Below are 24,193 nucleotides of genomic sequence, written 5' to 3'. Positions count from 1 at the left end.
GAACTTTCGAGAATACCATGACCGACATATGCTCCCTCTCTCTCACGGCTGTGGCCCAGGCCCTGCAAAAAAAAGAACTGAGCGCGGTGGATGTCACCACGGCCTGCCTTGACCGCATCACCGCCACAGAGCCGCATCTGGCCGCCCTGCTTTACGTGAATGCCGAAAACGCGCTGGCCCGTGCCACCACGCTGGACAGCGAAGGCCCCGATGCCGCACGGCCGCTGTGGGGTGTACCTGTCACGCTCAAGGACGCCTTTTCCACCAGGGGCATGCCCACCACGGCCGGTTCGCGCATGCTTGAAGGCTATACGCCCTTCTACGATGCCTTTGCCGTGCAAAAACTGCACGAAGCCGGGGCCGTCATTCTGGGCAAAACAAACCTGGACGAGTTCGCCATGGGCTCCAGCACGGAAAACTCGGCCTTCAAGGTCACACGTAATCCCTGGAACCTCAACAAGGTTCCGGGCGGGTCCAGCGGCGGCTCCGCCGCGTCGGTAACAGCCGGACAGTGCTTCGCTTCTCTGGGAACCGACACCGGCGGCTCCATACGCCAGCCTGCGTCCTTCTGCGGCTGCGTGGGCCTCAAGCCCACATATGGGCGGGTTTCGCGCTACGGGGTCATCGCCTATGGCTCGTCCCTTGATCAGGTCGGCCCCCTCACACGTAGTGTGGAAGACTGCGCCCGCGTACTGACGGCCATTGCCGGATATGATTCACGCGACAATACCTGCGATCCGCGCCCGGCAGAAGACTATGCCGCGACTCTGTCTTCGCGGCCCCTCAAGGGCGCGCGCCTGGGCATTCCCAGGGAATTTTACGGCCAGGGGCTGAGCGACGAGGTGCGGGCAGCCTGCGAGGCCGCCATACAGGCCGCCAGAAACCAGGGCGCGGAACTGGTGGAAGTAAGCCTGCCCCACACGGATGCGGCCATTGCCACCTACTACATTATCGCCATGGCCGAAGCCAGCTCAAACCTGGCCCGCTTTGACGGCGTACGCTTCGGCCACCGCTCGGCAGACATCAAAAACCTTGACGATCTCTATGTACACAGCCGCACCGAGGGCTTCGGGCCGGAAGTCAAGCGCCGCATCATGCTTGGGGCCTACGTGCTGTCATCCGGCTATTACGATGCCTACTACCGCAAGGCCGCCCAGGTGCGCCGTCTTATCCGTGATGAACTGCTCGCGGCTCTCGGCCAGTGCGATGCCCTGCTGGCTCCCGTATCGCCCGTGACCGCGCGCGACCTGGGCGGCAACACCGCTGATCCCCTGCAGATTTACCTTATGGACGCCTATACCCTGTCCCTGAACCTGGCCGGCCTGCCGGGCCTCTCCTTGCCTGTGGGCCTTGGGGCAAAAAGCGGCATGCCCGTGGGCATGCAGATCATTGGCAAGCCTTTTGAAGAAACGCAGGTGCTGGCCCTTGGGCACAGCCTGGAGCAGGCACTGCCCGGCATCGGCAGGCCTGCGCTGTAACAACAGTGCGGTCCGGCCTGGTCTGGCACGGCAGGCAGAAATGCTCACACACGGGCACAGCGAGACGCCTCTGGCAAAAACCCGTTTACGAACCTGCCGTAACGCAGGAAATACGAAAAAGAAGCGTACTCCGCACAAGCGGGGTACGCTTCTTTGTATACCGGAGCAAAACCTGTGCGGCCGGGCCATGCTTGCGTCAGGGCATCGCACAGACTGCATGCCTTGCAGTGCCGGAAACGTTTCAAACAGTCGCTTACGTTGCCAGGCAAAAGTTCATCTGTCCGGAAAGCACACCGGCACATGCATGCCGCAATGCTTTTACCCGTCTGATCGCGTCAAAGGTCCTTTTTCCTGTTTTGGACAGGATCATCTGTAAAAAAGCCCTCAGCTTTTGTGCAGCATAATATCCAGAATAACCTTGTCGGTCTCGCGCATGCCGGTGGACCCCAGACGTCCCAGATTGGCAATGCAGACTTCAATGTCATCATCCACAATACCTTCATTGCCCGGCACTGCGGACCCGCTCATGGCCAGCATGGCGGCCTGTATGCCCGCACCCACGGCCGAGGCTACCTTGAGCGCACAGGAGCTTTTTGCGCCATCACAAATCATGCCGGCCATATTGCCCACCATGTTGCGCACGGTCATTTCCATTTCTTTAAGGCCGCCGCCGAGCAGCATGGCTATACCGCACCCCGAAGCCGTGCCGGCCACCATGGCCCCGCAATGCGCGGACAGCCGCCCCAGATGATGCTTGACGTGAATGGACGTAAGGTGGCTCATGATAAGCGCGCGGGCAAGGGCTTCGTCGCGTATCTGCAGGCGGATGGCGCAAGCCACCACCGGCATCGTGCAGGTAATGCCCTGATTGCCGCTGCCGGAATTGCTCATGACAGGCATCATGATGCCCGCCATGCGCGCATCGGCTGCGGCCGCAGTGAGCTTGACGGCAAAAGAGGCCATGTCGTCCGCGAGAATACGCTGGCGGATCTGCGTATCCATACTTTTGCCCACAGCAAGGCCGTACTGGCTTTTCAGCCCTTCCTCGGCCACTGTGCGGTTCATACGCGCCGCTTCGAGGATAAACGATATATCCTCAATGGGAGCGCCCACGGCAAAGTCATAAATGCCCGCCAGGGTCAGGGGCCAGGGGCGGGCCTGGTCGTCCTGGCTCTCCGCCTGCTCTTTCTTGGCGAACACAAGCTTGCCGTCGTGCCATACCCGCGTGATGTTGGCATGGCTATCCACAAGCTCGGCCCTGGCGCTGTGCCCCTGCGCATGGGCCGTCACGGCGCAGTAAAGCAGCAGGTCATTGTCCGCCAGCTTCATTTCCACGCATCCGGCCTCCACAAGGGCCTTGGCTGCCGCCACCTGGGCCTCATCCATATGGCGCAGGCATTCAAGCCCCAGACTGCTGCGGCCGCCAAGCGCGCCGGCAGCCGCGGCAATGCTCAGTCCCATGCTTCCCGTACCGGGAACCATGACGCCCATGCCGTTCTTGAGCAGATTGGCGCTGACCTCGACTTCAAGCCTTTCCGGCGTAAGGCCCAGCGTTTCCGCCGCCTGTGCGGCGGTAAGGGCCACTGCCACAGGCTCTGTGCAGCCGAGCGCGGGTACTACTTCTTCATGCAACAAATCTATAAATGACTGCCAGTTCTGATTCATGAATGCTCCGTCATTGACGGTGCCTGCAACGCTCCCAGTTGCCCGTTGTCGTTGAAAACACCTTCAAGAATAAGGGCCAGCGCCCCGTCGCCGGTGACGTTGCAGGCCGTGCCGAAGCTGTCCTGCAAGGCAAAGATGGCGATAAGCAGGGCAACGCCCGTGGCGTCAAAACCAAGAACACCTGTAACAATGCCAAGCGAAGCCACAACCGTGCCGCCCGGAACGCCGGGAGCCCCCACAGCAAAAATGCCGAGCAGCACACAGAAAAGAATCATGGTCCCTACGGAGGGCAGGGTTCCGTAAAGTATAAGGCTGATGGTCATGACAAAGAACGTTTCTGTCAGAACAGAGCCGCACAGATGCACCGTAGCCCCCAGAGGAATCATGAATTCCACCATGGTGCGGCTGAGCACAGGCGAACGGCGGGCGCATTCCAGCGCCACGGGCAGGGTGGCCGCGCTGGACATGGTGCCCACAGCCGTGAGGTAGGCGGGCAGATAGTGCCGGAAAACCTGCGAGGGGTTCCGCCGGGAAACAAGGCCGCCAATGCCGTAAAGAACCGAAAGCCAGATAAACTGCCCCACGATGACCAGGGCCACCATAGACACAAATACAGGCAGATGCCTGGTAAGCGAGCCTTCATAGGCCAGCCCCATAAACGAAAGACCGACGAAAAAAGGCAGGATGGGAATCATGACCTTATTGATAAGCCAGCTGACGACCTTTTCAAGTTCGGCAAAAAGCCTGCTCATGGTTTCCGATTGTGTCAGGGCCACGCCCAGACCGAAAAGCAGGGCCAGGGTCAGGGCGCTCATAACACTGAAAAGCGGCGGAATATCAAGCTGAAACACCATCTGGGGCAGCGTGCGCAGCGTTTCTGTGGCAGAAGACACCGTGAGATGCGGGATAATCAGATAGCCTGAAAACGTGGAAAAAAGCGCCGCCCCCAAAGAAGATGAGTAGGCCAGCAGCACGGCCACCAGCAGGATTTTACTGGCCTGCTGCCCCAGGCGGATGATGGCAGGGGTGATAAAGCCCACAATAACCAGAGGCACGAGAAAGAAAATGATCTGCCCCAGAATGTGACGCACCGAAACCACCACGTTCATGACGCTCTCATTGGCTACAAAGCCAAGCAAGGCCCCCACAACCAGGCCAGCCAGCAGTTTGAGCACCAGCGCCATATCACCAATCTTGGCCATTACCTTCTCCCTCTCTGTTTTCGGGCGTACTCATGTCACAGCCCGGTATTCCAAGGTTGGGGAAATGCTGATCAGTAACCCTCTGCACGCTGACTCCAGAGGCGCAGGCCGCGCGAAACGAAATCTATGCCAGGCAGGCATTTCACACGGGGACTGGTCCGGCGCAGGCAAAGGGCAAAAGAGCGTTTATCAGCACGTCCTTAACTCCATAGACAGACCCGTTGACCATATTCCAGCGGAGGGCATTAGGCAACTGCGGCAGGTGCTTATCCGGCGTACTGCTGTCCGGTGCTTTTTCCTGCTGCGGTGGCAGGAAGGCGGCACCAAGGCAGGCAAGGGTGCCCCCCGGAGACGGAGCAGGACGTGGCAAACAGGCCCTGATTGCGGGCTGGACCCGGCCTCAGGAAGAAAGCTTCATGAGCACAAGGCCGGTCACAATAAGGGCAGCCGCGCCCACGCGCATGGCGCTTACAGGTTCGCCCAGCACCATGATGCCGAGCACAAAGGCTCCCACAGCACCGATGCCTGTCCAGATGGTGTAGGCCGTACCCAGAGGCAGACTTTTCATGGCTACGGCCAGCAGACCGAAGCTGGCAATCATGGCCACAATGGTGAGCACGGAAGGAAGCGGCTTGGTGAATCCGGCGGACAGCTTCATAGTGTATGCCCACACAACCTCAAGAAGACCGGCAAAAAACAAAAAAATCCAGGCCATTCGGCTCTCCTTTTTTTCAGAGCCGGGTCGTCCCGGATCAGATGCCCCTGATGGGGGGGAGGTCGTCCTCCCTGTATCTGGATATAAGGCCGCCGTTCCAGCTGTCCAGCCGGGGCGGCTTTTTTGCGACACAAACCTGCGTTACCTGCCTGCGAGCAGTGCGGGCAAAGCGCCCTGCCGGGCAGACCCGCGGGCTTGCCCCGCAAAAAGCCGGCACGGGGGCGATCAGTCCAGAATATAGCGCATGGGATTGACGGGAACCCCATTAAGGCGCACCTCGTAATGCAGGTGCGGCCCGGTGGTTCTTCCGCTCATGCCCACATAACCGATGACCTGCCCGCGCTTGACCCACACGCCCGCGGGTACGGCACAGCGCTGCATATGCCCGTACTTGGTGATAATGCCGCCGCCATGATTGATTTCGATACTCAGCCCGTAGGCCCCATCGTGACCGGACTGGATGACCAGCCCCTGGGCCGGAGCCACAATGGGCGTACCCACGCGGTTGGTGATGTCCAGCCCCTTGTGGAACTGCCCCCGCCCGCCAAAAGGCGACGAGCGCCTCCCGAAACTTGAAGACACAAAACCCACAACGGGCCAGATGGTCGGCATGGAAGAAAGCGCGTCACGATTTTCGCGCAGGGCCAGCAAAAGATCCTGCTGCCGCACTTCTTCAAGCCGGGCAGACTCCGAAAGGCGCTCGAGAAAATCCTGCATCTTGCGGGCTGCCAGCTCCTGCCGGTGCAGCGGCAGGTAGGAACGTGAAAAATCGCCCACAAGATCAAGCCCTCCGCCTGCATCAGCGGGATCTTTTTCCATATTCATCATGATACGAAGCTTGGAGTCAAACCCCTGCACCCGCTGCAGGTCGCGGCTCACCTGGGATATGCGCTCGGCCAGGCTCACAAGCTGGCGGCGCTGCTCGGTGATCACCCGCTGGGCGCTCTCAAGGTCATCGTCAAGATGGCGTGACTCAAGCCACGCCTGAAGCAGCCAGACATTGCAGGCCACCAGGGCCAGCACCAGCGCGCAGACCGAAAAGCCGAACCAGCCGCGCATCCGCAGATTACGGCTGCCGCTACGGCCCTCTTTGAATATGACTATATGGTATTTGCCGAAAAGCATGCGGAGCAACTTTAGGGGGCTGTGGCGGCCCTGTCAATGCGATTGGCGCGCACACCCTCAGCCGTCATCCTGCACACCTTCCCGCATGTCTGCCTGCGCGCGCTCACGCGCGGCCGCGCTGCTTTTATCGAGCTGCCAGCGGGTCAGGCCGTTGAGCACACAGCGACGGCCGTCTTTTGTGATGGCATAAAGATGTTCAAGGGTCTGGGCCATGTCGCTTCTGGCTGTCTTTCCGGCTGAGGGGCAGGCGTTGGCCCATATGGGCAGGCCCCATTGCCGCGCCGCCTGACGTATGTATTTTTTCTCCACCAGCATGAGCGGGCGGATAAGCCGTAACTTGCCGTCAAAAAAAGGCTCGTTCATGCTCATGCCGTCCACACGCCCGTTGCGGCAGATGTTCATGAAAAACGTTTCCACCAGATCCTCGGCATTATGTCCCAGGGCAAGATGGGTAAGCCCGTACTGCGAGCAAAGCTCGAACAGTCTTTTGCGACGCAGCCAGGCACAGCGGAAACAGGCCGAGCGGCGCAGGTTTTTTTCTGAATGGGCGTCAGGCCCGTGGCTTGTAACCTCAACATGAGCAGGAATGCCGTGCGCCGCCAGCCAGGGCAAAAGCGCCGCGTGACTCTGGCCGTCAAAGCCGGGATTAAGGTGCAGGGCCATGATTTCAAAGCGAAAAGGTACGATTCCCTGGCGTATTTTAAGCGTTTTCAGCAATACAAAGCTGTCCACCCCGCCGGAGGCCGCCACTCCCACCCGGCAGCCGGGCCAGAGCATGCCTGTCATCTGCATGGCCTTGCCCGCGCTTTTCACGCATACTTCCTGCGCGAAAGACCGTTTTTCTCTGCTCATGGCTGGCAATCTCCTTAACAATAGTCTATGCTGCGGGCCGCTTTCCCGGCTCTTGACAGGTACAGAGGCGGCCTATATCATATCTTATTTCAGCAGGCAAAGCCTGCAATCAGGCGTATTCCGCGCCCGGCCCCTTTACAAACGGGCGGGCGGTATTAATTCCAAAACGAACTGAGGCGAAGCACTTCGCCACAGACTGGCGGCTCCGGCCGCTCACACTACGGAGGCAGTATGGCCCGTATTACTGTTGAAGATTGCCAGGAGCGCGTGGATAACCGCTTTCTGCTGGTGCAGATGGCTATCAAACGTGTGCATCAATACCGCGAAGGTTACGAACCCCTTGTGGAATCGCGCAACAAGGAAGTGGTCACCGCCCTGCGTGAAATAGCTGCGGGCAAGGTGCTGCCCGATGACGACGCTCTTTACACGCCTCCTGCAGAACAGGCCGCGGCCGTTAACGAAGGCTAGGCGTCCGCCGGAATACACGCCGCAAGGCGGGCTGCACCGGACCGGCAAAGCGGAACGCCCGTGAACAATACGAGGCAGACCTTTTTTCGCCGAAAGCCGGATACAGAACATCAACCTTACGGCATCAGGCCCGGTTGCAGACTGGAAAAAAAGCTACATTTCCGCGCGGCGGTTGCCATAAGGCGGCCGCCGCGCCTGCGGATACAACCTCTAACCCAGGCGCACAAGCACGCAGCCACCGGAACCCATGATGGAGCTTGATTACTACGAGGTGCTGGGCGTCAGCCGCAGCGCCGGTGAAGATGAGATCAAAAAGGCCTACCGCAAGCTTGCCCTCAAATATCACCCGGACCACAACCCCGGCGATCAGGAGGCTGAACAAAAATTCAAGCAGGCGGCGGAAGCTTACGAAATCCTGCGTGACGCGGAAAAACGCGCCCGCTACGACCGCTTCGGCCATGCCGGAGTTCAGGGCGGGGCTGGCGGCTTCGGCAGCAACGAAGACATCTTCGCCCACTTCAGCGACATTTTCGGCGACCTGTTTGGTTTTTCCTCTGCCCGTGGGCCGCGGCCCATGGCCGGATCAGACCTGCGCTACAATCTCACCATTACTTTTTCCCAGGCCGCACGCGGTGATGAGATAACCCTCTCCCTGCCCAAGCACGTCACCTGTGGCGACTGCAAGGGCAGCGGCGCAGCCCCGGGCAGCAAGGCCGAGACCTGCCGACATTGCAACGGCTCCGGCCAGGTGCGCCGTTCACAGGGCTTTTTCCAGATCGCCATGCCCTGCCCGTCCTGCGAAGGCACCGGGCGCGTCATCAGCAAGCGTTGCCCCAAATGCAAGGGCGAAGGCATCGTTACCGACACTCGCGAACTGGTCGTGCGCGTGCCTGCCGGGGTTGACACGGGAACACGCCTGCGGGTGCGGGGCGAGGGCGAACCCGGTGTACACGGCGGCCCCCCCGGCGACCTGTATGTGGTTCTCACCGTAGAACAGGACAAACGCTGGCAGCGGCAAGGCCAGGACCTTATCTTTACCCAGGAGATCAGCTTTGTGCAGGCTGCCCTGGGGCACAGGGTGGAAATTCCGGGCCTGGACGGTCCCATGCCCCTGGACATTCCCAAGGGCGTACAAAGTGGCGCGCTGCTGCGCATGGCGGGCGAGGGCATGCCCTACCCCGGCCGCAAGCAGCGCGGCGACATGCTTGTGGAGGTCAAGGTGCTCACACCCACGCGCCTTTCGGCCCGGCAGGAAGAGCTGCTGCGCGAATTTGAAGCCGCAGGGGAGCAGACCCCGCTACAGAAAGTCAAAAAGGCCGCCAAAAAAATCGGCAAGGCCATGGGCCTGGACTAGGCGCAGTCTCCAGGTCAAACGTTTCGCGTCGGGCGCCCCTTCGGCCAGAACAAGGAAAAGAGGGTAGCCAGGGGGCATGCCCCTGCGACACAGGGCCGGAATAAAAAAGAACACCCGCCGCAACCGGTCGGGCCAAAAAATTCCACAGAGCTGCCCTGGGCATGCTCTGAACCGTGGCTGCACAGTGACGCCCTGACGGCATATTACTGCAGCCCCTGCACGGCAGGCTTGCAAAAGCCACCAGACACGGCACGCCACCTTACCAAACAAGAACCCCCGGCCAACAATTGACCGGGGGTTCTGGCGTCTGATCCAAGCCAGCAGTTGACGCCCAGGGTCTGCAAGGAACCTTGAGCTTCACCGGGGCTGTGCAGTCTGTACGGGAGTGTACGCCCTGCGGTCCGGCCATGCCGTCCCGGGATCCGTCCAGATGCGCCAGCATTTTGAAGGCGCTGTGGCGGCACAGGCCACCCAGGCGCTCGCGGGAATGCGGTCCCGCTCATCAAATCCGGCTCAGTTGCGCGGGCTTGCCCGCCTATGTCTTGCACCGACAGAAGCCGGCGCTTGTCATGTCATAAGCCGCCAGGCGGCTTTATGGTCGTGCCGCTGCGGAGTCCGGTGGGGTTGGGTCCGGTCTTCCGCTTTTTGTGGGAGCAATGCAGCACGGCTATACCGGCAGCACAAAAGCTGCCGGTAAAAACTGTTTGTGCGCTCAAGCTAGCAAACCTCGCACCCCTTGGCAAGTTATATTTTTCACAGAATTGCACATTTTTGAAAAATCCCTTCAGGGCACTGCCTGTCATTGTTCATCTAGCTTAAATTACTCATAATCATAAAACTGTAAAAGTTGTTTCCGCCTGGCATCTTGCCGATGCCAACCATTTTTCCACAGGCAGGCAGCTTTCACAGGCAAAGCGGCTGCTTCAAAAAAGGCCCCGCTGCGAGGCAGCGGAGCCTTGTTCACAGCCCGGGATCAGGAAACAGAAGCTATTCTTCTGCCAACTCGCGGACAGATTCTCCATAGGAATCCGTAACCAGCGTCTTGATGCCCATCAGCTCTGTCCAGCGGCGGAATGTTCCCACGAGGACAAAGACCATCAGCACCATGACAAGGGCAGCCAGGGCGGCCAGCAGGTACTTGCCGTTGGGGATGTAGTCGGTGGTCAACTGCAGGTAGCCTGCCCAGAATGTCACCACAGTCATGAAGATGCCGGGGATGGCCGTTACCAGGCAGTACTTGCCCCTGTTCATGCGCAAGAGCATGCTGGTGCAGACGATAAGGGCGCAGGCAGCCAGCAGCTGGTTGCTCATGCCGAAGAGCGGCCAGATATTGCTGATGTTGCCGGTGTAAACCAGGTAGCCCCACATGGAGGTGAAGGCCAGGCTGGTAATGACAATACCCGGAACCCAGTTCTTGTCGCCAAACGGGGCATAAACCTTGCCGAGCATTTCCTGCAGGAAGAAACGGCCCACGCGCGTACCGGAGTCGATGGCGGTAAGAATGAATACCGCTTCAAACATAACGGCAAAGTTGTACCAGTAGGCCATCAGGTGATCCATGTACGGGATCTTGTGGAAAATATGGGCCATGCCTACTGCCAGCGACACTGCACCGCCGGGCCGGGCATGAAGGTTCAGACCGATCTTTTCTTCAAAAAATGTCAGGTCCACGGTATGCAGGTTGGGGTGGGCGGCCAGCAGGGCATCGTACTTGGCCGGAGCAGCGTTGATGGCAAAATAGTCGCCGGGCATCAAGGTGCAGGCGGCGATCAGGGCCATCATGGCCACAAAGCCTTCGGTCAGCATGGCCCCGTAGCCCACAAAAAGAATGTCACGCTCGTTGCCGATCATCTTGGGGGTGGTTCCTGTGCCGATAATGGCGTGGAAGCCCGAAATGGCCCCGCAGGCGATGGTGATGAAGATGAAGGGCATGACGGGGCCGCCGATAACGGGGCCGCCACCGTTGATAAAGGGTGTAATGGTCGGCATGAGTATGGTGGGCTGCACAAAGATGATGCCCACGGTAAGCATGAGAATGGTGCCGATCTTCAGATAGGTAGAAAGGTAATCACGGGGCACCAGCAAAAACCATACGGGCAGCACCGAGGCAAAAAAGCCGTAAACGGCAATGGCGATGGCAACAGTGTTTCTGTCCCAGTCAAAAGCCCAGCCAAGCACATCCTGCTTCATCAGGTCATGCCCGCTCAAAATGCCCACAACCAGCAAGACCAGACCAAGAAGGCTGGCAAAGAGCACACTGTTCTTCTTGTAGCGCATGATGAGGCCCATAATCATGGCAATGGGCATGGTGATGACCACAATGAACAGCGACCAGGGCGCGTTGTGCATGGCGCTGATGCAGGCCAGAGAAAGACCGGCCAGGGTAAGAATAAGAATGCACAGAACCGCGACACCCGCCACCGTACCCGTGACAGGCCCGACTTCGCGGGTGGCGATGGCCGCAAGGCTCTGGCCTTTATGACGCACGGAGGCAAAAAGAACCACCATGTCATGAACCGCGCCGCCAAGCACACACCCCACCAGAATCCACAGGGCGCCCGGCAGATAACCAAACTGGGCGGCCAGCACAGGGCCTACAAGAGGCCCGGCCGCGGCAATGGCGGCAAAGTGGTGGCCGTACAGAACATATTCGTTGGTTTTCACATAGTCATGCCCGTCGGCAAAGCGTACCGAGGGCGTGCTGCGGCTTGCATCCAGCCGCAAAACCTTGTTTGCCAAAAAGATGCCGTAAATACGGTATGAAATGGCAAAGATGCACAATGCCGCAAACACGAGGGTTATGGCATTTATGTTTTCAAGAGCTTCCATTGCAAATTCTCCCGTCTGGGCTTGAATCGACTTTATCAATCAGGCAACAAGCCATATTCTGCGCAGTTTGATACGCATACGCAGACAATGGTGTTTCACACCAAAACAGTTGCTTATAAATCTGGCCTCCTCAAAGAAATATTCGCTGAAAAACACCAGCAATAAAACCAAAAACTGCATCCAAGCCATGAAATACATGTCTTCAGTCATACTCCTTGTTTTTCTGCTACACCCTTCAGACGCCTCTGTCCATGTCGGTCAGAGCACTTTTTACACACAGCCGACGCAGTGAATGTTGCCCGGCAGGCCAGCGGCAGGCTGCCTCCGATACGCATCACGCTATAACACGCTAAAATATTAATGATTCCTATTCGTGAACACATATATGTTTCAACGGGAGTGTCACGGTCTTTTCAAAATAAAAATTTTGTCCGGTGTACTTTTTTGCGCAAAAGCGAAGAACTGTTTTATCTTTCCGGTTCCGGCGCCGCCTGTATCGCTGGCCTGCCCGCCCCACGTGACACGCAGTCGCTCTTCCGGTGGGCTTGCATTCCTCCCGGCATGGGTCTATCTTCAAAAAACCGGCTGGGGGAGCCATCATGGCTGAGAAAGGGCTTACGCGCCCTGACCCCTAGAATTGCGCAAAAAAACGCGATTCTGCACCTGACGCGGATAGTGCCGACGAAGGGAAGCTGGCCAGCCTGGAAACAGGTTTGTGCTTGCCCGCAGCCGTATTGGTTCTGCGGGCTTTTTTGCGTCCTTGAAAGGCCACATGCCCGCAGCCCGAAACAGGCTCTGTAAGCTATGGAGGTTCTGCATGAACATTATGGTCAACGGGCAGACAGAAAGTTGTACTCCCAATGCCAGCGTGGCCCAGTTTCTGGCCGGACGCGGGCATGAGGCCAACACGGTGGTGGTGGAATGCAACGGACACATCCTCGCCAGAGAGGCATTTGCGCAAACCTTTCTGCAACAAGGTGACAAACTTGAGATTGTGCATTTTGTAGGCGGTGGCTAGGGCAACCTGCCATCAGAAATCTTTGACTGTCTGCGTGCATATTGTGAAAACCTGCCCGGCTAACCCGTAGTGCACAGCCGAACGGCCTGCTTGCGCAGCATGCTGCGCATACAACAGCCGTTGCGGCGAAACAGACGCAAACGTTTCTTCCCCGCCTGCAAAATATTGCCGCACTGACGAGCCGCTTTCAGCCCCGTGGAACAGCAAGGCCCATATGGGCACCCCGCGGTACGGCCTTTGAAAACAGCGGATCGCAATGTTTTGCAGCAGCCCCAATCTTCAGCAGCGCCTTTGCGCGGAGAATGTCATGAATAACAGCGACCCCTTTGTTCTGGGCGGCATCAGCCTTGGCAGCCGCCTTTTCGTCGGTACGGGCAAATACGGTTCCGACGGGCTTATCCCCGCAGTGGCCGAAGCCAGTGGAGCCGAGGTCATTACCGTGGCCATGCGCCGGGTGGACAAGCCCGCCCCCACAGCGCCGGACCACAACGCCTCTCAGGGCATCATGGGACACATTCCCGGCCACATGCGGCTTTTGCCCAATACCTCGGGCGCCCGCAACGCCGAAGAAGCCGTGCGCCTGGCCCGCCTGGCCCGCGCAGCCGGTTGTGGCGACTGGATAAAAATCGAAGTCATCTCCGACACACGCCACCTGCTGCCCGACGGCTACGAAACTGCGAAAGCCACAGAAGTTCTTGCCAAAGAAGGCTTTACTGTACTGCCCTATATCAATGCCGACCTGTACGTGGCCCGCGCCTGCGCCGAAGCGGGAGCAGCTGCCGTCATGCCGCTGGGATCACCCATCGGCACCAACAGGGGGCTGCGTACCAAGGAAATGATCGCCATACTTATTGAAGAAATAGACCTGCCCATCATTGTGGACGCAGGCATCGGCCGTCCTTCGCAAGCCTGCGAAGCCATGGAGATGGGGGCCGCCGCCTGCCTGGTGAATACTGCCATCGCTTCGGCCCATGATCCCGTGGGCATGGCGCGCGCGTTCGGTGAAGCCGTCCGGGCCGGACGCAACGCATGGCTTGCAGGGCTTGGAAATGTGCGCGGCATGGCCGCCGGAGCCGACGCCTCATCCCCTCTTACGGGCTTTTTGCGCTGAGGAGGCAATGATGGAAACTTTTCAGGACATCTTGCAGGCATGGCCCGCGCAACGCCGGACTGATGCGGTACAGGCGGCTACAGAGGAACACGTCTTTTCCGCCCTGCAGAAAAACATCCTTCAGCCCGAGGACTTCCTGGCCCTGCTCTCCCCTGCGGCCAGCCCACATCTGGAACTGATGGCCCGGCGCGCCCACGAGCTGACCCTGCGCTTTTTCGGCCGGGCGGTGCATATCTTCACGCCGCTCTACATTTCGGACGTCTGCACAAACCAGTGCCGCTACTGTGGCTTCAACGCCAAGAACAAGCAGGCCCGCCGCCACCTCAGCGTGGATGAAGCCGCTGCCGAGGCCAAAGCCGTGGCTGATCTCGGCTTTCAGCATATCCTGCTGCTTACCGGCGACGCGCGGCACCTGTCTTCGCCGGAATATATCGCCGCTGTGGCCCGGCGTATCAAGCCCTGGTTCGCCTCTGTAGGCATCGAGGTGTACTCTCTCACCACCGAAGAGTATGCCATGCTTGTGGATGCGGGCGTGGACAGCATGACCATGTTTCAGGAAACCTATGCTCCTGAGCTGTATGGATGGCTGCACCCTGCCGGTCCCAAACGCGACTACGCCTTTCGCCTCAACGCGCCCCAGCGCGCCGCACAGGCCGGCATGCGATCAATGGGTGTTGGTGCGCTGCTGGGCCTGGACTCTTTCGAACAGGACGCTTTTGCCACCGGCTTGCACGCATGGTGGCTGCAACGGCGCTACCCAGGCATGGACGTAAGCGTGTCCATACCGCGCATCTGCCCCCATGAGGGCAGCTTTGACGTGCCGCATGCCCTGGATGACCGCCACCTCGTACAATACGTAACAGCGCTGCGCTGTTTTCTGCCAAGGGCTGGCATCACCTGCTCCAGCCGCGAAAGCGCCTTTATGCGTGATCACCTGCTGCCGCTGGGTGTAACGCGGGTATCTGCGGGCGTGTCCACTGCCGTGGGTGGGCGTGTCACAGAAGACGCCCATAATCCCGGCCAGTTTGAAATCACCGACGGCCGCAGCCTGGAGCAGATGGTCTCGGCCCTCGCAGGCATGGGTTACCAGCCCGTGCTCAAGGATTGGGAAGACCCCGTGGGCGCATGGGCATGACATGAAAGAAAGAACATCCGTAACAAATCCCCTGTGCCAGGGGCTTGCCCGCTATATGGCCCCGGAGCAGCTGGCAATCTTGCAGCAGGCCCGCATTGGCATCGCCGGTGCGGGCGGTCTCGGTTCCAATGCGGCCCTTATGCTGACCCGCAGCGGCGTGGAGCACCTGACTCTGGTGGATGATGACGTGGTGGACGCTTCCAACCTGAACCGGCAGCAGTACTGGCCGCGTCATGTGGGCCGCTGCAAGGTGGACGCCCTGCATGAAATATTGCTGGAGCTGAACCCCCGGATGATGGTGGACTCCCGCAAAATGCGCATTACCAGCGCCAGCCTGCCGGGCCTGCTGCCTCTCTGCCCCATATGGGTGGAGGCCCTGGACAATCCTGAAGACAAAAGCCTTTTTGTTGAAAGCGCCCTGCTGGCCGGGCACCGGGTCGCCAGCGCCTCCGGCATGGGGGGCTTCGGCGGTGCTCCCATGGGGCGACGCAGGCTCGGCAACCTCGTGCTGGTGGGTGACTTTACTACAGATATTCTCATGGCTCCGCCGCTGGCACCCCGCGTAACAGAGGCGGCGGCCCTGCTGGCCGATGCCGTGCTGGAAATGCTGCTCGGCGGTCCACATATGCCGGAAACCGCGCTTTGAACCGGAACAAAAGACCATAGAAACAGGGCCCATCAGATCCAAAACTCCGGCTGCCGCATTCCGGCAGCCGGAGTACAGATCCTTCCCCACCCCTTGCCACGCCTGACACGCCCTGCCGCAATGCAGCGTTGAAGGCATCTGCCTCAAATCCACTCTTGCGAGCTGCAGCATCCAGAAAAGCCGTTCCTGCTTCCCATCAAAAAATTGACCCGTTTCAGCAAAGGCACAGTACTTTTGGTACAGACCTGATCTGAAACGGGTCAATTATGTATTCCCAAAGCTCGCAGGGCACTCGCTTCGGCCTTGCACCGTGCAGACAGGCTGCACGCATGCTTTCGCGTCAACGTATGCCCACCATCGCAAAGCGATGCCAATGCAAGGCGGGGTCGCACGTTCCGGGACGAGGGCGCCTGGGCCGCCGCCCCGGAACAGTAGGTTATAAAATAAACGCTTGAATACCTTAGAACACCGTGGGGTTGACGACCACCAGCACCCAGCAGATGATGCCCACCACAAGACCGTACAGCAGGAAGGGCCAGAACGTGCGGCGAAGCACTTCGCCTTCACGGCCGGAAAGCCCCACAACGGCGCAGGCGGCAACGATATTATGCACGCAGATCATGTTGCCCATAGCGCCGCCCACGGCCTGCGCAGCCACGATGATCTGGCGCGGCAGTTCCAGGGTTCCGGCCATGTTCCACTGGAATTCAGCAAACATAAGGTCAGAAACCGTATTGGAACCGGTGATAAAGGCTCCCAGGCCGCCCACAAAAGCCGCAAGCATGGGCCATACCGAACCGGCAAAAGCACCCACAGCTTCAGCCAGGGCAAGAGGCATGGAGGGAACTTCGGCAGGGTTGGTAGCCGAACCGCGGAAGATGGACACCATAGCCACAGCGAAGACCAGGGCAATGGTCGGCGACTTCATCTTGCGGAAGCTTTCCTTCCAGGCACGGGAAACAGCCTGGCCGGGCATTTTATGCAACATGATGGTCAGCAGCGACACCACGATAAAGAATGTTCCGGGCAGGTACAGGTAATCAATGCTGGCATTGACCCCGCTGAAACCCAGAATGCTGTTGAAGCTGATCTTCTGGCTGGTCAACCAGCCCTTGAGCCCCAAGGAGGGAATGCGCGAGATAACCAGCAGCAGGCAGATGATCACATACGGCAGCCACGCGCGCAGCTGGCTCATGCTGGCGTGAAACTCGGTCTTGGTGCTGGCGGGCACTGTGCCTGTCCAGGCTTTGTCCCACTGGCTGGAAGGGGCGAATTCCCACACGTCCTTGGGTACGCAAAAACCTTTCTTGGTTCCCCACACCACAACACCAAGGCCCAAAAGGCCGCCCAGCATGGCGGGAAATTCCGGTCCGAGCAGCCAGGCACACAAAAGGTACGGCACAAGAAAGCACACAGCGGCGAACACGCAGTATTTCCAGGCGCGGAAGCCCGCGGCCCAGGACTTTTCAGGACCGAAAAAGCGCGTCAGGAAGCCCAGCATAAAGATGGTGAGGATAATAGCCATGGGCGCGTGCATGATGGTAGCCCATTCGCCCACAGCCTTGCAAAAGGCGTCATAACTGTTGAAGGGCAGAGCGGGATTGGCGGCGACCGCCTCGGCAATATTACCCTTCAAAAAACCGAAGCCCACAATAACGGGGGTTCCCACAGCGCCGAAGGTTACAGGCACAGAGTTGAACACAAGGCAGATAACGGCGGCAGCCATGGCCGGAAAGCCAAGGGCCAGCAAAAGCGGGGCTGCCAGGGCCGCAGGCGTGCCGAAACCGGCCGCGCCTTCAATAAAGGCCGCGAACATGAAGCCGATGATGATGGCCTGGATACGCCGGTCCCGGCTGACGCCCTGCATGCCGTGCTGAATGGTTTCCATGCCGCCGCTCTCTTCCAGAGTATACAGGATGAGAATGGCACCAAAAACAATAATCAGAACACCAACTGCCACAACCACGCCCTGCAGCGAGAGGGCCGCAAGGTACAACAGGTCCAGTTTCCAGCCGATCACGCCACTGACGGCACAAACAAGCCACGCAAGCGGCATGGCCCGCGTGGCGGGCCAGCGCAGCCCCACCATCAGGACCAGTGCCACAAGAATCGGAATAACCGCCAGTAAGGCCAACATTCCAACAGACATGCCCACTCCTTTGTTAGCTCGGGTTTCTCATAACTCTAAAAAATCTATGTACACCCTGCTCTTTATTCACTCAACCAAATAAATGATCGAAGCTGCCCGGTAGCGGTTTTTCAGTCACCACAAACGGCGCGCTGCTCACGTAGCAAGAGCTATTGTTCAAAGGTGTACACGGTGCAATCGCGCTGTACCAAGTAAACTCTATACAGCGTTGCTATAGCCGGATCAGATCTGGCTGTATTCGCCGCAAAAACTGTTTTGCTTTACCCTGCGGTTACAAAGATACCGCCTGGAAAAACGCGTAGGGGTTGCACTGCTCTGGCTGACCAAAGTTTCGCCAGTGCCGCAAGGTCGATTACCGCAGTTTTCTGCCAGAAACCTTCGCGGTCGTGCCGGTCAGGTCCGCCCTGGTGATCATCTTGCGGGGTGTAGCCAGCCCCTGCCGCCGCCTGTCGGACAGGCGGCGGCAGGGAAACAAAACCCTAGGAGGGCAGCATCCAGTGCAGCACGCCGGCCTGCAGATAGGTCAGCGCGCAGATAAAGAGGGTCATTGCAATACTGTGACCCAGAGTGAAGCGGAAGAGGTCGCCTTCATGGCCCACCAGGTTGGTGGCAGCTGTGGCCACGCTGATGGACTGGGGCGAAATCATCTTACCGGTCACACCACCGGAGGAGTTGGCGGCCACGGCCAGGTTCGGGTCCATGCCCACCACTTCAGCGGTGGAGCGCTGCATACCGCAGAACAGGGCGTTGGAGGACGTATCCGAACCGGTCAGAAACACGCCGAGCCAGCCCAGAATGGGCGAGAACAGCGGGAACAGCGAGCCGGTCAGGGTAAAGGCAATACCCATTGTGGAACTCATGCCCGAGTAGTTCATGAGATAGGCCAGGCCAAGAATCATGGCGATGGTCAGGATGGGGAAGCGCAGCTGGTAAATGGTGCGGAAGAAGCAGTTTACAGCCTTGCTGAAAGAGTAGCCGGGCATGAAGGGCACGGCAATGAAACCGGCCAGCAGGATGGCGGTGCCGCCGGCAGACAGCCAGTTGAACGTAAACACGGCCGCGTAGTTGGTGTTCTGGGCCACGATGGGGGCGGTCTTTTCAACCATGCCGTCCAGGCCGGGCCAGGAAAACTTCATGATGGCGCCGGGAATGGCGTTCAGCATGTTCTTGAACTGCGGCAGGCCCCACAGGAAGACCATCACAGCCAGAATGATGTAGGGCAGCCATGCGCGGAACACCACACTGAAGGGCGGCGCAGATCCTTCGATCTTGCTTTCCTTTTCGCCTTCAAAGCGCCAGACGCGGGCAGGCTTCCACACGCGCAGCAGCAGCACCATGGCGATGATGGTGACCAGGGCCGACATGATGTCGGGCAGGGTCGGGCCGTGGAAGTTGGAGAACAGGAACTGCGAACCGGCAAAAGCCACACCGGCCACGATGATGGCGGGCAGCACTTCCAGCGAACGGCGGAAGCCGCACATGACGCAGCACAGCCACAGAGGCACTATGATGGACAGGAAGGGCAGCTGGCGACCCACAATCTGGCTCACGGTCATTTCGTTCAGGCCGGAAACCTGAGCGCCCACGATGATCGGAATGCCGATGGCGCCGAAGGCCACGGGAGCGGTGTTGGCGATAAGGCAGATACCGGCGGCGTACAGGGGCTTGAAGCCCAGGCCCACCAGCATTGCCGCGGTGATGGCCACGGGCGTACCGAAGCCGGCCGTGCCTTCAATGAACGAACCGAAAGCAAAGGCGATAAAGATGGCCTGCAGACGGCGGTCGTCTGTCAGGCGGGCGAGCGATTCCTTGATGTACTCAAATTCGCCCGATTCCACGGTCATGTTGTACACCCAGACCGCCGTGACCACGATCCAGATAATCGGAAAGAGGCCAAAGGCTGCCCCGTAGGTCAACGCGCTGAAGGCCGTGCCCACAGGCATGCCCCACACAAAGAGGGCGAGAACAAAAGACAGGCCCACGGCCAGAGCCGCGGCGTAATGTCCTTTGGCGCGGCGTACAGCCAGCATGTAAAAAAGACTGATGAGCGGAATCCCCGCCACCAGTGCGGACCATACGGCTCCGCCCATCGGATCGTAAACTTGCGTCCATGCCATAACAACTGCTCCCTTGCGCTATGGTTTGTATGGAGACACGGCCCCGCAAGCGATTGTGCACCCCACACGCGCTGCGGACCCGACTGTCCCCAAGAATAGCTCTTGGACGGATAACTGTTTCCCGAGTAAAAAACAATGCTTTTTTGAAAGTTGGGAGATGTATAAGTAAAAAAATGTTGCCTCTAGCGGCGAAAAGCCCCAGGCAGGGCAAAATACAGGCGCGCGGCAAGATCAAAGAACGAACCCGGCAGATAGCTGGCAAACCAGAATACTTTATATTTTCTACCGCTGTTTTTCCACGGAGCCACGGCCTTGCGGGCTTCGGCATTTTTTCCTTCACGCCACAAGGCCACCCCTTTCTGGAAAGCGGCCCGCCGCGTAAGCAGCAGCACAAGATCTGCGTGTTCCCGGTCATAGCCCGGGTAAAGCCTGCGGTGCTTTTCCAGTATGCGCAGGGTTTCGTCAGCGAACTGCCCGAACTTGCGGAACGTCGTATTGGTTCCGTGTACGCGCCAGACAGTAAGGGCCTCGTCCACATGGTCCAGCCTCCAGTCGTGGGCGATGCGATAAAAAACATCGGCCTCTTCGCAGACATTGAGGCTCTCGTCAAACCAGCCGCCATTGCTGCCCAGCCCTGTAGCCGTCCCTTCCGCAGAAAGCCCGGCAAGGGCCTCCGCCCTGACCACAGCGGAGGACATGGATATCCACTGCCGTTCCATCAAGGCTGCAAAAACCATCCCCCGCTCGGGCCGCGCTTCGCCAAAAACACGCTTGAGCACACGCCTGCCGTCAAAAATCTCCGTATCGGTGCTGACCAGCCCCACGCGGTCATCGGCTTCAAGCAGGGCTGTCTGAAGCTCCAGCTTGCGCGGGCGCCAGAGGTCATCACAATCCAGAAAAGCGATGTACCGGCCCCTGGCCTGCGCCAGAGCCAGATTGCGCGCCGCTCCCAGGGGAACCGTGGTTTCCCCCCTGAAATAGCGTACTTTTTCGCCGTAACTCCGGGCGATGGCCGGGCTTTCGTCTGTGGAGCCGTTGTCCCAGAACACTATCTCGAAGTCCGTAAATGTCTGGGCCATGACGCTGTCCATAGCTTCGCGCAGGTCGCGCGAACTGTTCAGACAGTTCATGATAACGGAAACAACGGGAGCGCTCATGGCTTTTCCTCACTGTTTGGGAGCTGAGCGGGCGGCGTCGGCCCGCGCGACGACACGGATGCTGCCATGGGGGGCCGCTGCCGGAACACCCAGTATTTACACAGAAAATAGACCAAGACAGGCACAAGCAGTACCGCAGCGGGCATGGCTAGTTCGTAGCCCAGCCCAAAGCGCATGAGCACCCAGATAATGGCGGAATTCAGCCCAAGACCGAGGGTCTGGGTCGCAGCAAAGCGCGGCAGCATGCCCCGATGCGAAAGTCCGCTGCCCGTGCCGCCCGCACGAAACGTCCAGAGGCACTGCCCAAGGTATGATACGGCAAAGCTCAGGGCGTAGGCCAGCGCATTGCCTGCCAGAACAGGAATCCCCGGAATACTGACAAAAAACAGCCCCAAAAGGGCATACGTCAGGGTTGCGGCGCCGCCCACCATGCCGAAACGCACCCAGCGGCGGGCCAGCAATGCCCGTACAAAGGCGGCAAGATCCGCCGGAACAGGCGGGCGCAAGCCTTTGCTCACAACACTTTTTCCACAATATAGCGTGGTTTTCTGCGAACCTCGGTAAAAATCTTGGCAAGATACTCACCCATGACGGCCAGGCAGAACAACTGCACAGAACCAAGCATGAGCACAACGATAATCATGGATGTCCAGCCCTGTATGGTCTCTCCGGCCATATACTTGTACAGGGAAACAAGGCTGTACCCTACGGCAGCCAGCATGCACAGAAAACTCATGATCCCGGCCAGCCGCAAGGGGGCCGCACTGCATGAGGTAATACCCTGCCAGGCGAAGGAGAGCATCTTCCAGAAAGGATACTTGGTCTCCCCGGCCCGACGTGAGAGCCGCGCGTAATAGACCGAGCCGCTGCGGAAGCCCATGGAGGGGAAAAGGCCGCGCAGAAAAAGCTTCTGCTCCTTGATGCCCGGCAGTACGCCGAGTACAGCGCGGGCCACCAGGCGGTAGTCCGCGTGATGGGGAACCAGGGGGACCTTCAGCCAGCGCATCATCCCGTAAAACATGGCTGCCGTCCGGCGCTTGAAAGCTGTGTCCGTGCGGCGGTCATTGCGCACGCCGTACACAATGTCACAACCCCGGGCATAGAGGTCCAGCATTTCCGGCACAACAGATATATCGTCCTGCAGGTCGGCATCCAGACTGATTATGCAGTCTACCCCCCATTGCCGGGCCATATCCATACCCGCCCACAGGGCGTTCTGATGCCCGGCATTGGCCGCAAAACTGACGGCACGGCAAAAAGGATCCACAGCATGCCGCGCCTCGAGCAGTTCCCAGGTGGTATCCCGGCTGCCGTCATCCACATACAGTGCATAGCTGTCGCTTCGGATGCGCCCGGCGGCCTTGAGCTTTTCAAGCAGTGCCGCCAGGGCAGCCAGAGTATCCGGCAAGGTTTCTTCCTCATTATAACAAGGAACCACCAGCGCGAGCAAAGGAACAGGACGGGACGACAAGACAGCCTCCTTCAGGACAGTGCGGGCTTCAGCTCGCTCAACGCGCAAGCGCCTGGGCCACGCCCTCGCATATGGCGTCCACATCTTCAGTGGTCAGGCCGGGATGCATGGGCAGGGTCACCAGTTCGGCATAGAGCTGTTCGGTAACGGGCAGGCTTTGCCCGGTGCTGAAGCAGCTCAGCAGATGATTGGGTTTATAGTGTACGCCCGTTGGCAGGTTCCTGGCCGCCAGGGCGTCTTTTACCTCGTCCTTGCGCCCATGCAGGATGCGCACGGGCATTATATGCGGCACGATAAAATCCTGCGGATCGGTATGCAGCAGGGCCACGCCCGGCACGGAGGCCAGCTTTTCGGCGTAGCGGGCCGCCAGCGCGCGCCGTGCGGGAATAAACTCCGCCTCCAGACGCGAGAGCTGCACACGCCCGATGGCGGCCATGATATTGCTCATGTGGTAGCGCCAGCCCTGCCTTTTCACGTCCGGATCCCAGGAGCGTGCTCCGGCAAAACGTTTCTGGGCGTCATTTTCTACCGAAAGCAGGCGGGCATCCGAGGCAAGGTGCGCCGCTTCGGCCTCAAAAGCCACGAGACAGCCACCTTCGCCGCAGGTTATATTCTTGATGCCGTCAAAGCTGAAGCAGACCATATCGCCGAAGCTGCCGATCTTGCGCCCGTGATGCTTGCAACCAAAGGCATGGGCCGCATCTTCAATCACGCGCAGCCCTTTGCGCCGGGCAAAATCGTACACTTCGTCCAGATGCCAGGGATTGCTGGCATAGTCCACAAACATGACCGCAACGGTATTGGGGGTAAGCCGCTTTTCCGCATCGGCCAGATCAAGCGTACCTGTCTCGGCCAGTACGTCGCAGGCTACAGGTACACAGCCCGCCGCAGTGATGGCCTGAAAAGAAGCCACAAATGTCAACGAGGGAACCAGCACCTCGGGTTTGCCGGGTACACGACTCAGGGCCGCCGCGGCGTCCACGGCCAGATGCAGGGCGGCTGTGCCCGTGTTGACGGTGATGACCTGATCAGGCCGCACACCAAGATACTGCGCCACTTCTTCTTCAAAAAGGCGCACCTCATTGCCCATGCCGAGATAGCCGTCTTCCAGAAGAACACGGCTCACTGCACGGGCTTCCGCTTCACCCACTATGGAACGGGAAAGACGCATGGACATGACAGCCTCCTGCTGCACGAGCATTGGCCCGGCCGGGCCTGACAGCCAGAAGGCATGAGGCACGGCGCAATGCGCCTGTAAGCCGGACGCGCTGCGGTGCCGGTTTCAAACAGGGCGAAAGACAATTTTTTACAGAACCTGCGCGGGCAGGCTTCCAGATACAGACCACCTGCAAGACACGGTTGTTGCCGCATTTGGCCTGACGGCAGACACACCTTGCCCGCATATGCTCACCAACAGGAATTTTCGTAACACATCCTGCGGAGCATGCACATACTTCAGAACAATATTACCTTAGCCACTGCTTCGACGACTGCGCGGGCAGGCGTTCACCACGGAAGCGTAGGCGCAGCATATCTGTGCAGGCAAACGCCACAGGATGCGCTTCAGACACGTTGCAAAACATGCCCTCCAAAACTACGCCGTTCTCTTGGCCGGATGCCCCGGGCTCATTCACGGGGCATACCCCCCCCCACCTCGCCGCGGGGCACAACAGAGCCACCCTGCGGGGACGTATGCAGACA

At 59.2% G+C, this 24,193-nt stretch carries 20 protein-coding genes; 7 read left to right on the top strand and 13 right to left on the bottom strand.

Features of this window, described 5'->3' with window-relative positions; all coding sequences use genetic code 11:
* The first annotated feature begins 17 nt into the window (after nt 1-17).
* Complete coding sequence (gene gatA / locus ACZ495_RS13020) at nt 18-1,478, top strand: Asp-tRNA(Asn)/Glu-tRNA(Gln) amidotransferase subunit GatA (protein WP_407843954.1); 1,461 nt, start codon at nt 18-20, stop codon at nt 1,476-1,478.
* Nucleotides 1,479-1,862: 384 nt separating this feature from the next.
* On the opposite strand, the gene ACZ495_RS13015 is transcribed toward gatA, so the two are convergent.
* From ACZ495_RS13015 to ACZ495_RS12995, 5 genes are all read right to left on the bottom strand, one after another.
* Nucleotides 1,863-3,143, bottom strand: a complete 1,281-nt coding sequence (locus ACZ495_RS13015) for an L-cysteine desulfidase family protein (protein ID WP_015939160.1) — start codon at nt 3,141-3,143, stop codon at nt 1,863-1,865.
* Entirely contained in the window at nt 3,140-4,345 is a 1,206-nt protein-coding gene (locus tag ACZ495_RS13010; RefSeq protein ID WP_015939161.1) for a dicarboxylate/amino acid:cation symporter, read from the bottom strand. Before ACZ495_RS13010 ends, ACZ495_RS13015 begins: the two co-directional genes overlap by 4 nt.
* A 400-nt stretch (nt 4,346-4,745) precedes the next feature.
* Nucleotides 4,746-5,060, bottom strand: a complete 315-nt coding sequence (locus tag ACZ495_RS13005; protein WP_015939163.1) for a DMT family transporter — start codon at nt 5,058-5,060, stop codon at nt 4,746-4,748.
* Nucleotides 5,061-5,285: 225 nt separating this feature from the next.
* A complete protein-coding gene (locus tag ACZ495_RS13000; protein WP_015939164.1) occupies nt 5,286-6,185 on the bottom strand; it encodes a M23 family metallopeptidase in 900 nt (299 codons plus the stop codon).
* Between the two features lie 57 nt (nt 6,186-6,242).
* Complete coding sequence (locus tag ACZ495_RS12995) at nt 6,243-7,037, bottom strand: tRNA lysidine(34) synthetase (protein ID WP_015939165.1); 795 nt, start codon at nt 7,035-7,037, stop codon at nt 6,243-6,245.
* Nucleotides 7,038-7,268: 231 nt separating this feature from the next.
* Here ACZ495_RS12995 and rpoZ point away from each other — a divergent pair, with 231 nt between their 5' ends.
* A complete protein-coding gene (gene rpoZ, locus ACZ495_RS12990) occupies nt 7,269-7,505 on the top strand; it encodes a DNA-directed RNA polymerase subunit omega (RefSeq protein ID WP_015939166.1) in 237 nt (78 codons plus the stop codon).
* 247 nt (nt 7,506-7,752) lie between these two features.
* Entirely contained in the window at nt 7,753-8,859 is a 1,107-nt protein-coding gene (gene dnaJ / locus ACZ495_RS12985; RefSeq protein ID WP_041724382.1) for a molecular chaperone DnaJ, read from the top strand.
* Between the two features lie 987 nt (nt 8,860-9,846).
* On the opposite strand, the gene ACZ495_RS12980 is transcribed toward dnaJ, so the two are convergent.
* Complete coding sequence (locus ACZ495_RS12980) at nt 9,847-11,688, bottom strand: carbon starvation CstA family protein (protein WP_015939168.1); 1,842 nt, start codon at nt 11,686-11,688, stop codon at nt 9,847-9,849.
* Nucleotides 11,689-11,727: 39 nt separating this feature from the next.
* Entirely contained in the window at nt 11,728-11,898 is a 171-nt protein-coding gene (locus ACZ495_RS12975) for a hypothetical protein (RefSeq protein WP_464262388.1), read from the bottom strand.
* Between the two features lie 607 nt (nt 11,899-12,505).
* Here ACZ495_RS12975 and thiS point away from each other — a divergent pair.
* The 4 genes from thiS (at nt 12,506) to thiF (ending at nt 15,598) form a co-directional block, all read left to right on the top strand.
* On the top strand, nt 12,506-12,706 hold the full coding sequence (thiS, locus tag ACZ495_RS12970) for a sulfur carrier protein ThiS (protein ID WP_015939170.1): 201 nt from the start codon (nt 12,506-12,508) through the stop codon (nt 12,704-12,706).
* 307 nt (nt 12,707-13,013) lie between these two features.
* Nucleotides 13,014-13,817 carry a thiazole synthase gene (locus ACZ495_RS12965; RefSeq protein WP_464262387.1) on the top strand — a complete coding sequence of 268 codons (804 nt, stop codon included), beginning with the start codon at nt 13,014-13,016 and terminating at the stop codon, nt 13,815-13,817.
* A gap of 10 nt (nt 13,818-13,827) precedes the next feature.
* Nucleotides 13,828-14,952, top strand: coding sequence for a 2-iminoacetate synthase ThiH (gene thiH, locus ACZ495_RS12960; protein WP_015939172.1), 1,125 nt, complete (start codon nt 13,828-13,830; stop codon nt 14,950-14,952).
* A gap of 1 nt (nt 14,953) precedes the next feature.
* Nucleotides 14,954-15,598, top strand: coding sequence for a sulfur carrier protein ThiS adenylyltransferase ThiF (thiF, locus tag ACZ495_RS12955; RefSeq protein WP_015939173.1), 645 nt, complete (start codon nt 14,954-14,956; stop codon nt 15,596-15,598).
* 460 nt (nt 15,599-16,058) lie between these two features.
* Here the strand turns inward: thiF and ACZ495_RS12950 are convergent, their stop codons facing one another.
* The 6 genes from ACZ495_RS12950 to ACZ495_RS12925 all read right to left on the bottom strand — a co-directional run bounded on the left by ACZ495_RS12950 (nt 16,059) and on the right by ACZ495_RS12925 (nt 23,669).
* On the bottom strand, nt 16,059-17,747 hold the full coding sequence (locus ACZ495_RS12950; RefSeq protein WP_015939174.1) for an L-lactate permease: 1,689 nt from the start codon (nt 17,745-17,747) through the stop codon (nt 16,059-16,061).
* A 479-nt stretch (nt 17,748-18,226) separates the two neighbouring features.
* A complete protein-coding gene (locus ACZ495_RS12945) occupies nt 18,227-19,864 on the bottom strand; it encodes an L-lactate permease (RefSeq protein WP_015939175.1) in 1,638 nt (545 codons plus the stop codon).
* Between the two features lie 182 nt (nt 19,865-20,046).
* Nucleotides 20,047-21,021 (bottom strand): glycosyltransferase family 2 protein, encoded by a 975-nt coding sequence (locus ACZ495_RS12940; RefSeq protein WP_015939176.1) that lies wholly within the window; start codon nt 21,019-21,021, stop codon nt 20,047-20,049.
* A complete protein-coding gene (locus ACZ495_RS12935; RefSeq protein WP_394027006.1) occupies nt 21,018-21,539 on the bottom strand; it encodes a GtrA family protein in 522 nt (173 codons plus the stop codon). Before ACZ495_RS12935 ends, ACZ495_RS12940 begins: the two co-directional genes overlap by 4 nt.
* Nucleotides 21,536-22,492, bottom strand: coding sequence for a glycosyltransferase family 2 protein (locus ACZ495_RS12930; protein ID WP_464262386.1), 957 nt, complete (start codon nt 22,490-22,492; stop codon nt 21,536-21,538). The genes ACZ495_RS12935 and ACZ495_RS12930 overlap by 4 nt, the downstream gene beginning before the upstream one ends.
* Nucleotides 22,493-22,529: 37 nt before the next feature.
* On the bottom strand, nt 22,530-23,669 hold the full coding sequence (locus ACZ495_RS12925; RefSeq protein WP_015939179.1) for a DegT/DnrJ/EryC1/StrS family aminotransferase: 1,140 nt from the start codon (nt 23,667-23,669) through the stop codon (nt 22,530-22,532).
* Nucleotides 23,670-24,193 lie beyond the last annotated feature (524 nt).

The sequence above is a fragment of the Desulfovibrio sp. GTC20076 genome (genome assembly GCF_055385905.1).
Note: the sequence above shows the minus strand (reverse complement) of the source record. Positions and strands in the feature narration are given on the sequence as shown.

Bases quoted from the DNA above. Each gene is read 5' to 3' on its own strand.
- gatA (WP_407843954.1), top strand. From the start codon at position 18: ATGACCGACATATGCTCCCTCTCTCTCACGGCTGTGGCCCAGGCCCTG.
- ACZ495_RS13015 (WP_015939160.1), bottom strand. From the start codon at position 3,143: ATGAATCAGAACTGGCAGTCATTTATAGATTTGTTGCATGAAGAAGTA.
- ACZ495_RS13010 (WP_015939161.1), bottom strand. From the start codon at position 4,345: ATGGCCAAGATTGGTGATATGGCGCTGGTGCTCAAACTGCTGGCTGGC.
- ACZ495_RS13005 (WP_015939163.1), bottom strand. From the start codon at position 5,060: ATGGCCTGGATTTTTTTGTTTTTTGCCGGTCTTCTTGAGGTTGTGTGG.
- ACZ495_RS13000 (WP_015939164.1), bottom strand. From the start codon at position 6,185: ATGCTTTTCGGCAAATACCATATAGTCATATTCAAAGAGGGCCGTAGC.
- ACZ495_RS12995 (WP_015939165.1), bottom strand. From the start codon at position 7,037: ATGAGCAGAGAAAAACGGTCTTTCGCGCAGGAAGTATGCGTGAAAAGC.
- rpoZ (WP_015939166.1), top strand. From the start codon at position 7,269: ATGGCCCGTATTACTGTTGAAGATTGCCAGGAGCGCGTGGATAACCGC.
- dnaJ (WP_041724382.1), top strand. From the start codon at position 7,753: ATGATGGAGCTTGATTACTACGAGGTGCTGGGCGTCAGCCGCAGCGCC.
- ACZ495_RS12980 (WP_015939168.1), bottom strand. From the start codon at position 11,688: ATGGAAGCTCTTGAAAACATAAATGCCATAACCCTCGTGTTTGCGGCA.
- ACZ495_RS12975 (WP_464262388.1), bottom strand. From the start codon at position 11,898: ATGACTGAAGACATGTATTTCATGGCTTGGATGCAGTTTTTGGTTTTA.
- thiS (WP_015939170.1), top strand. From the start codon at position 12,506: ATGAACATTATGGTCAACGGGCAGACAGAAAGTTGTACTCCCAATGCC.
- ACZ495_RS12965 (WP_464262387.1), top strand. From the start codon at position 13,014: ATGAATAACAGCGACCCCTTTGTTCTGGGCGGCATCAGCCTTGGCAGC.
- thiH (WP_015939172.1), top strand. From the start codon at position 13,828: ATGGAAACTTTTCAGGACATCTTGCAGGCATGGCCCGCGCAACGCCGG.
- thiF (WP_015939173.1), top strand. From the start codon at position 14,954: ATGAAAGAAAGAACATCCGTAACAAATCCCCTGTGCCAGGGGCTTGCC.
- ACZ495_RS12950 (WP_015939174.1), bottom strand. From the start codon at position 17,747: ATGTCTGTTGGAATGTTGGCCTTACTGGCGGTTATTCCGATTCTTGTG.
- ACZ495_RS12945 (WP_015939175.1), bottom strand. From the start codon at position 19,864: ATGGCATGGACGCAAGTTTACGATCCGATGGGCGGAGCCGTATGGTCC.
- ACZ495_RS12940 (WP_015939176.1), bottom strand. From the start codon at position 21,021: ATGAGCGCTCCCGTTGTTTCCGTTATCATGAACTGTCTGAACAGTTCG.
- ACZ495_RS12925 (WP_015939179.1), bottom strand. From the start codon at position 23,669: ATGTCCATGCGTCTTTCCCGTTCCATAGTGGGTGAAGCGGAAGCCCGT.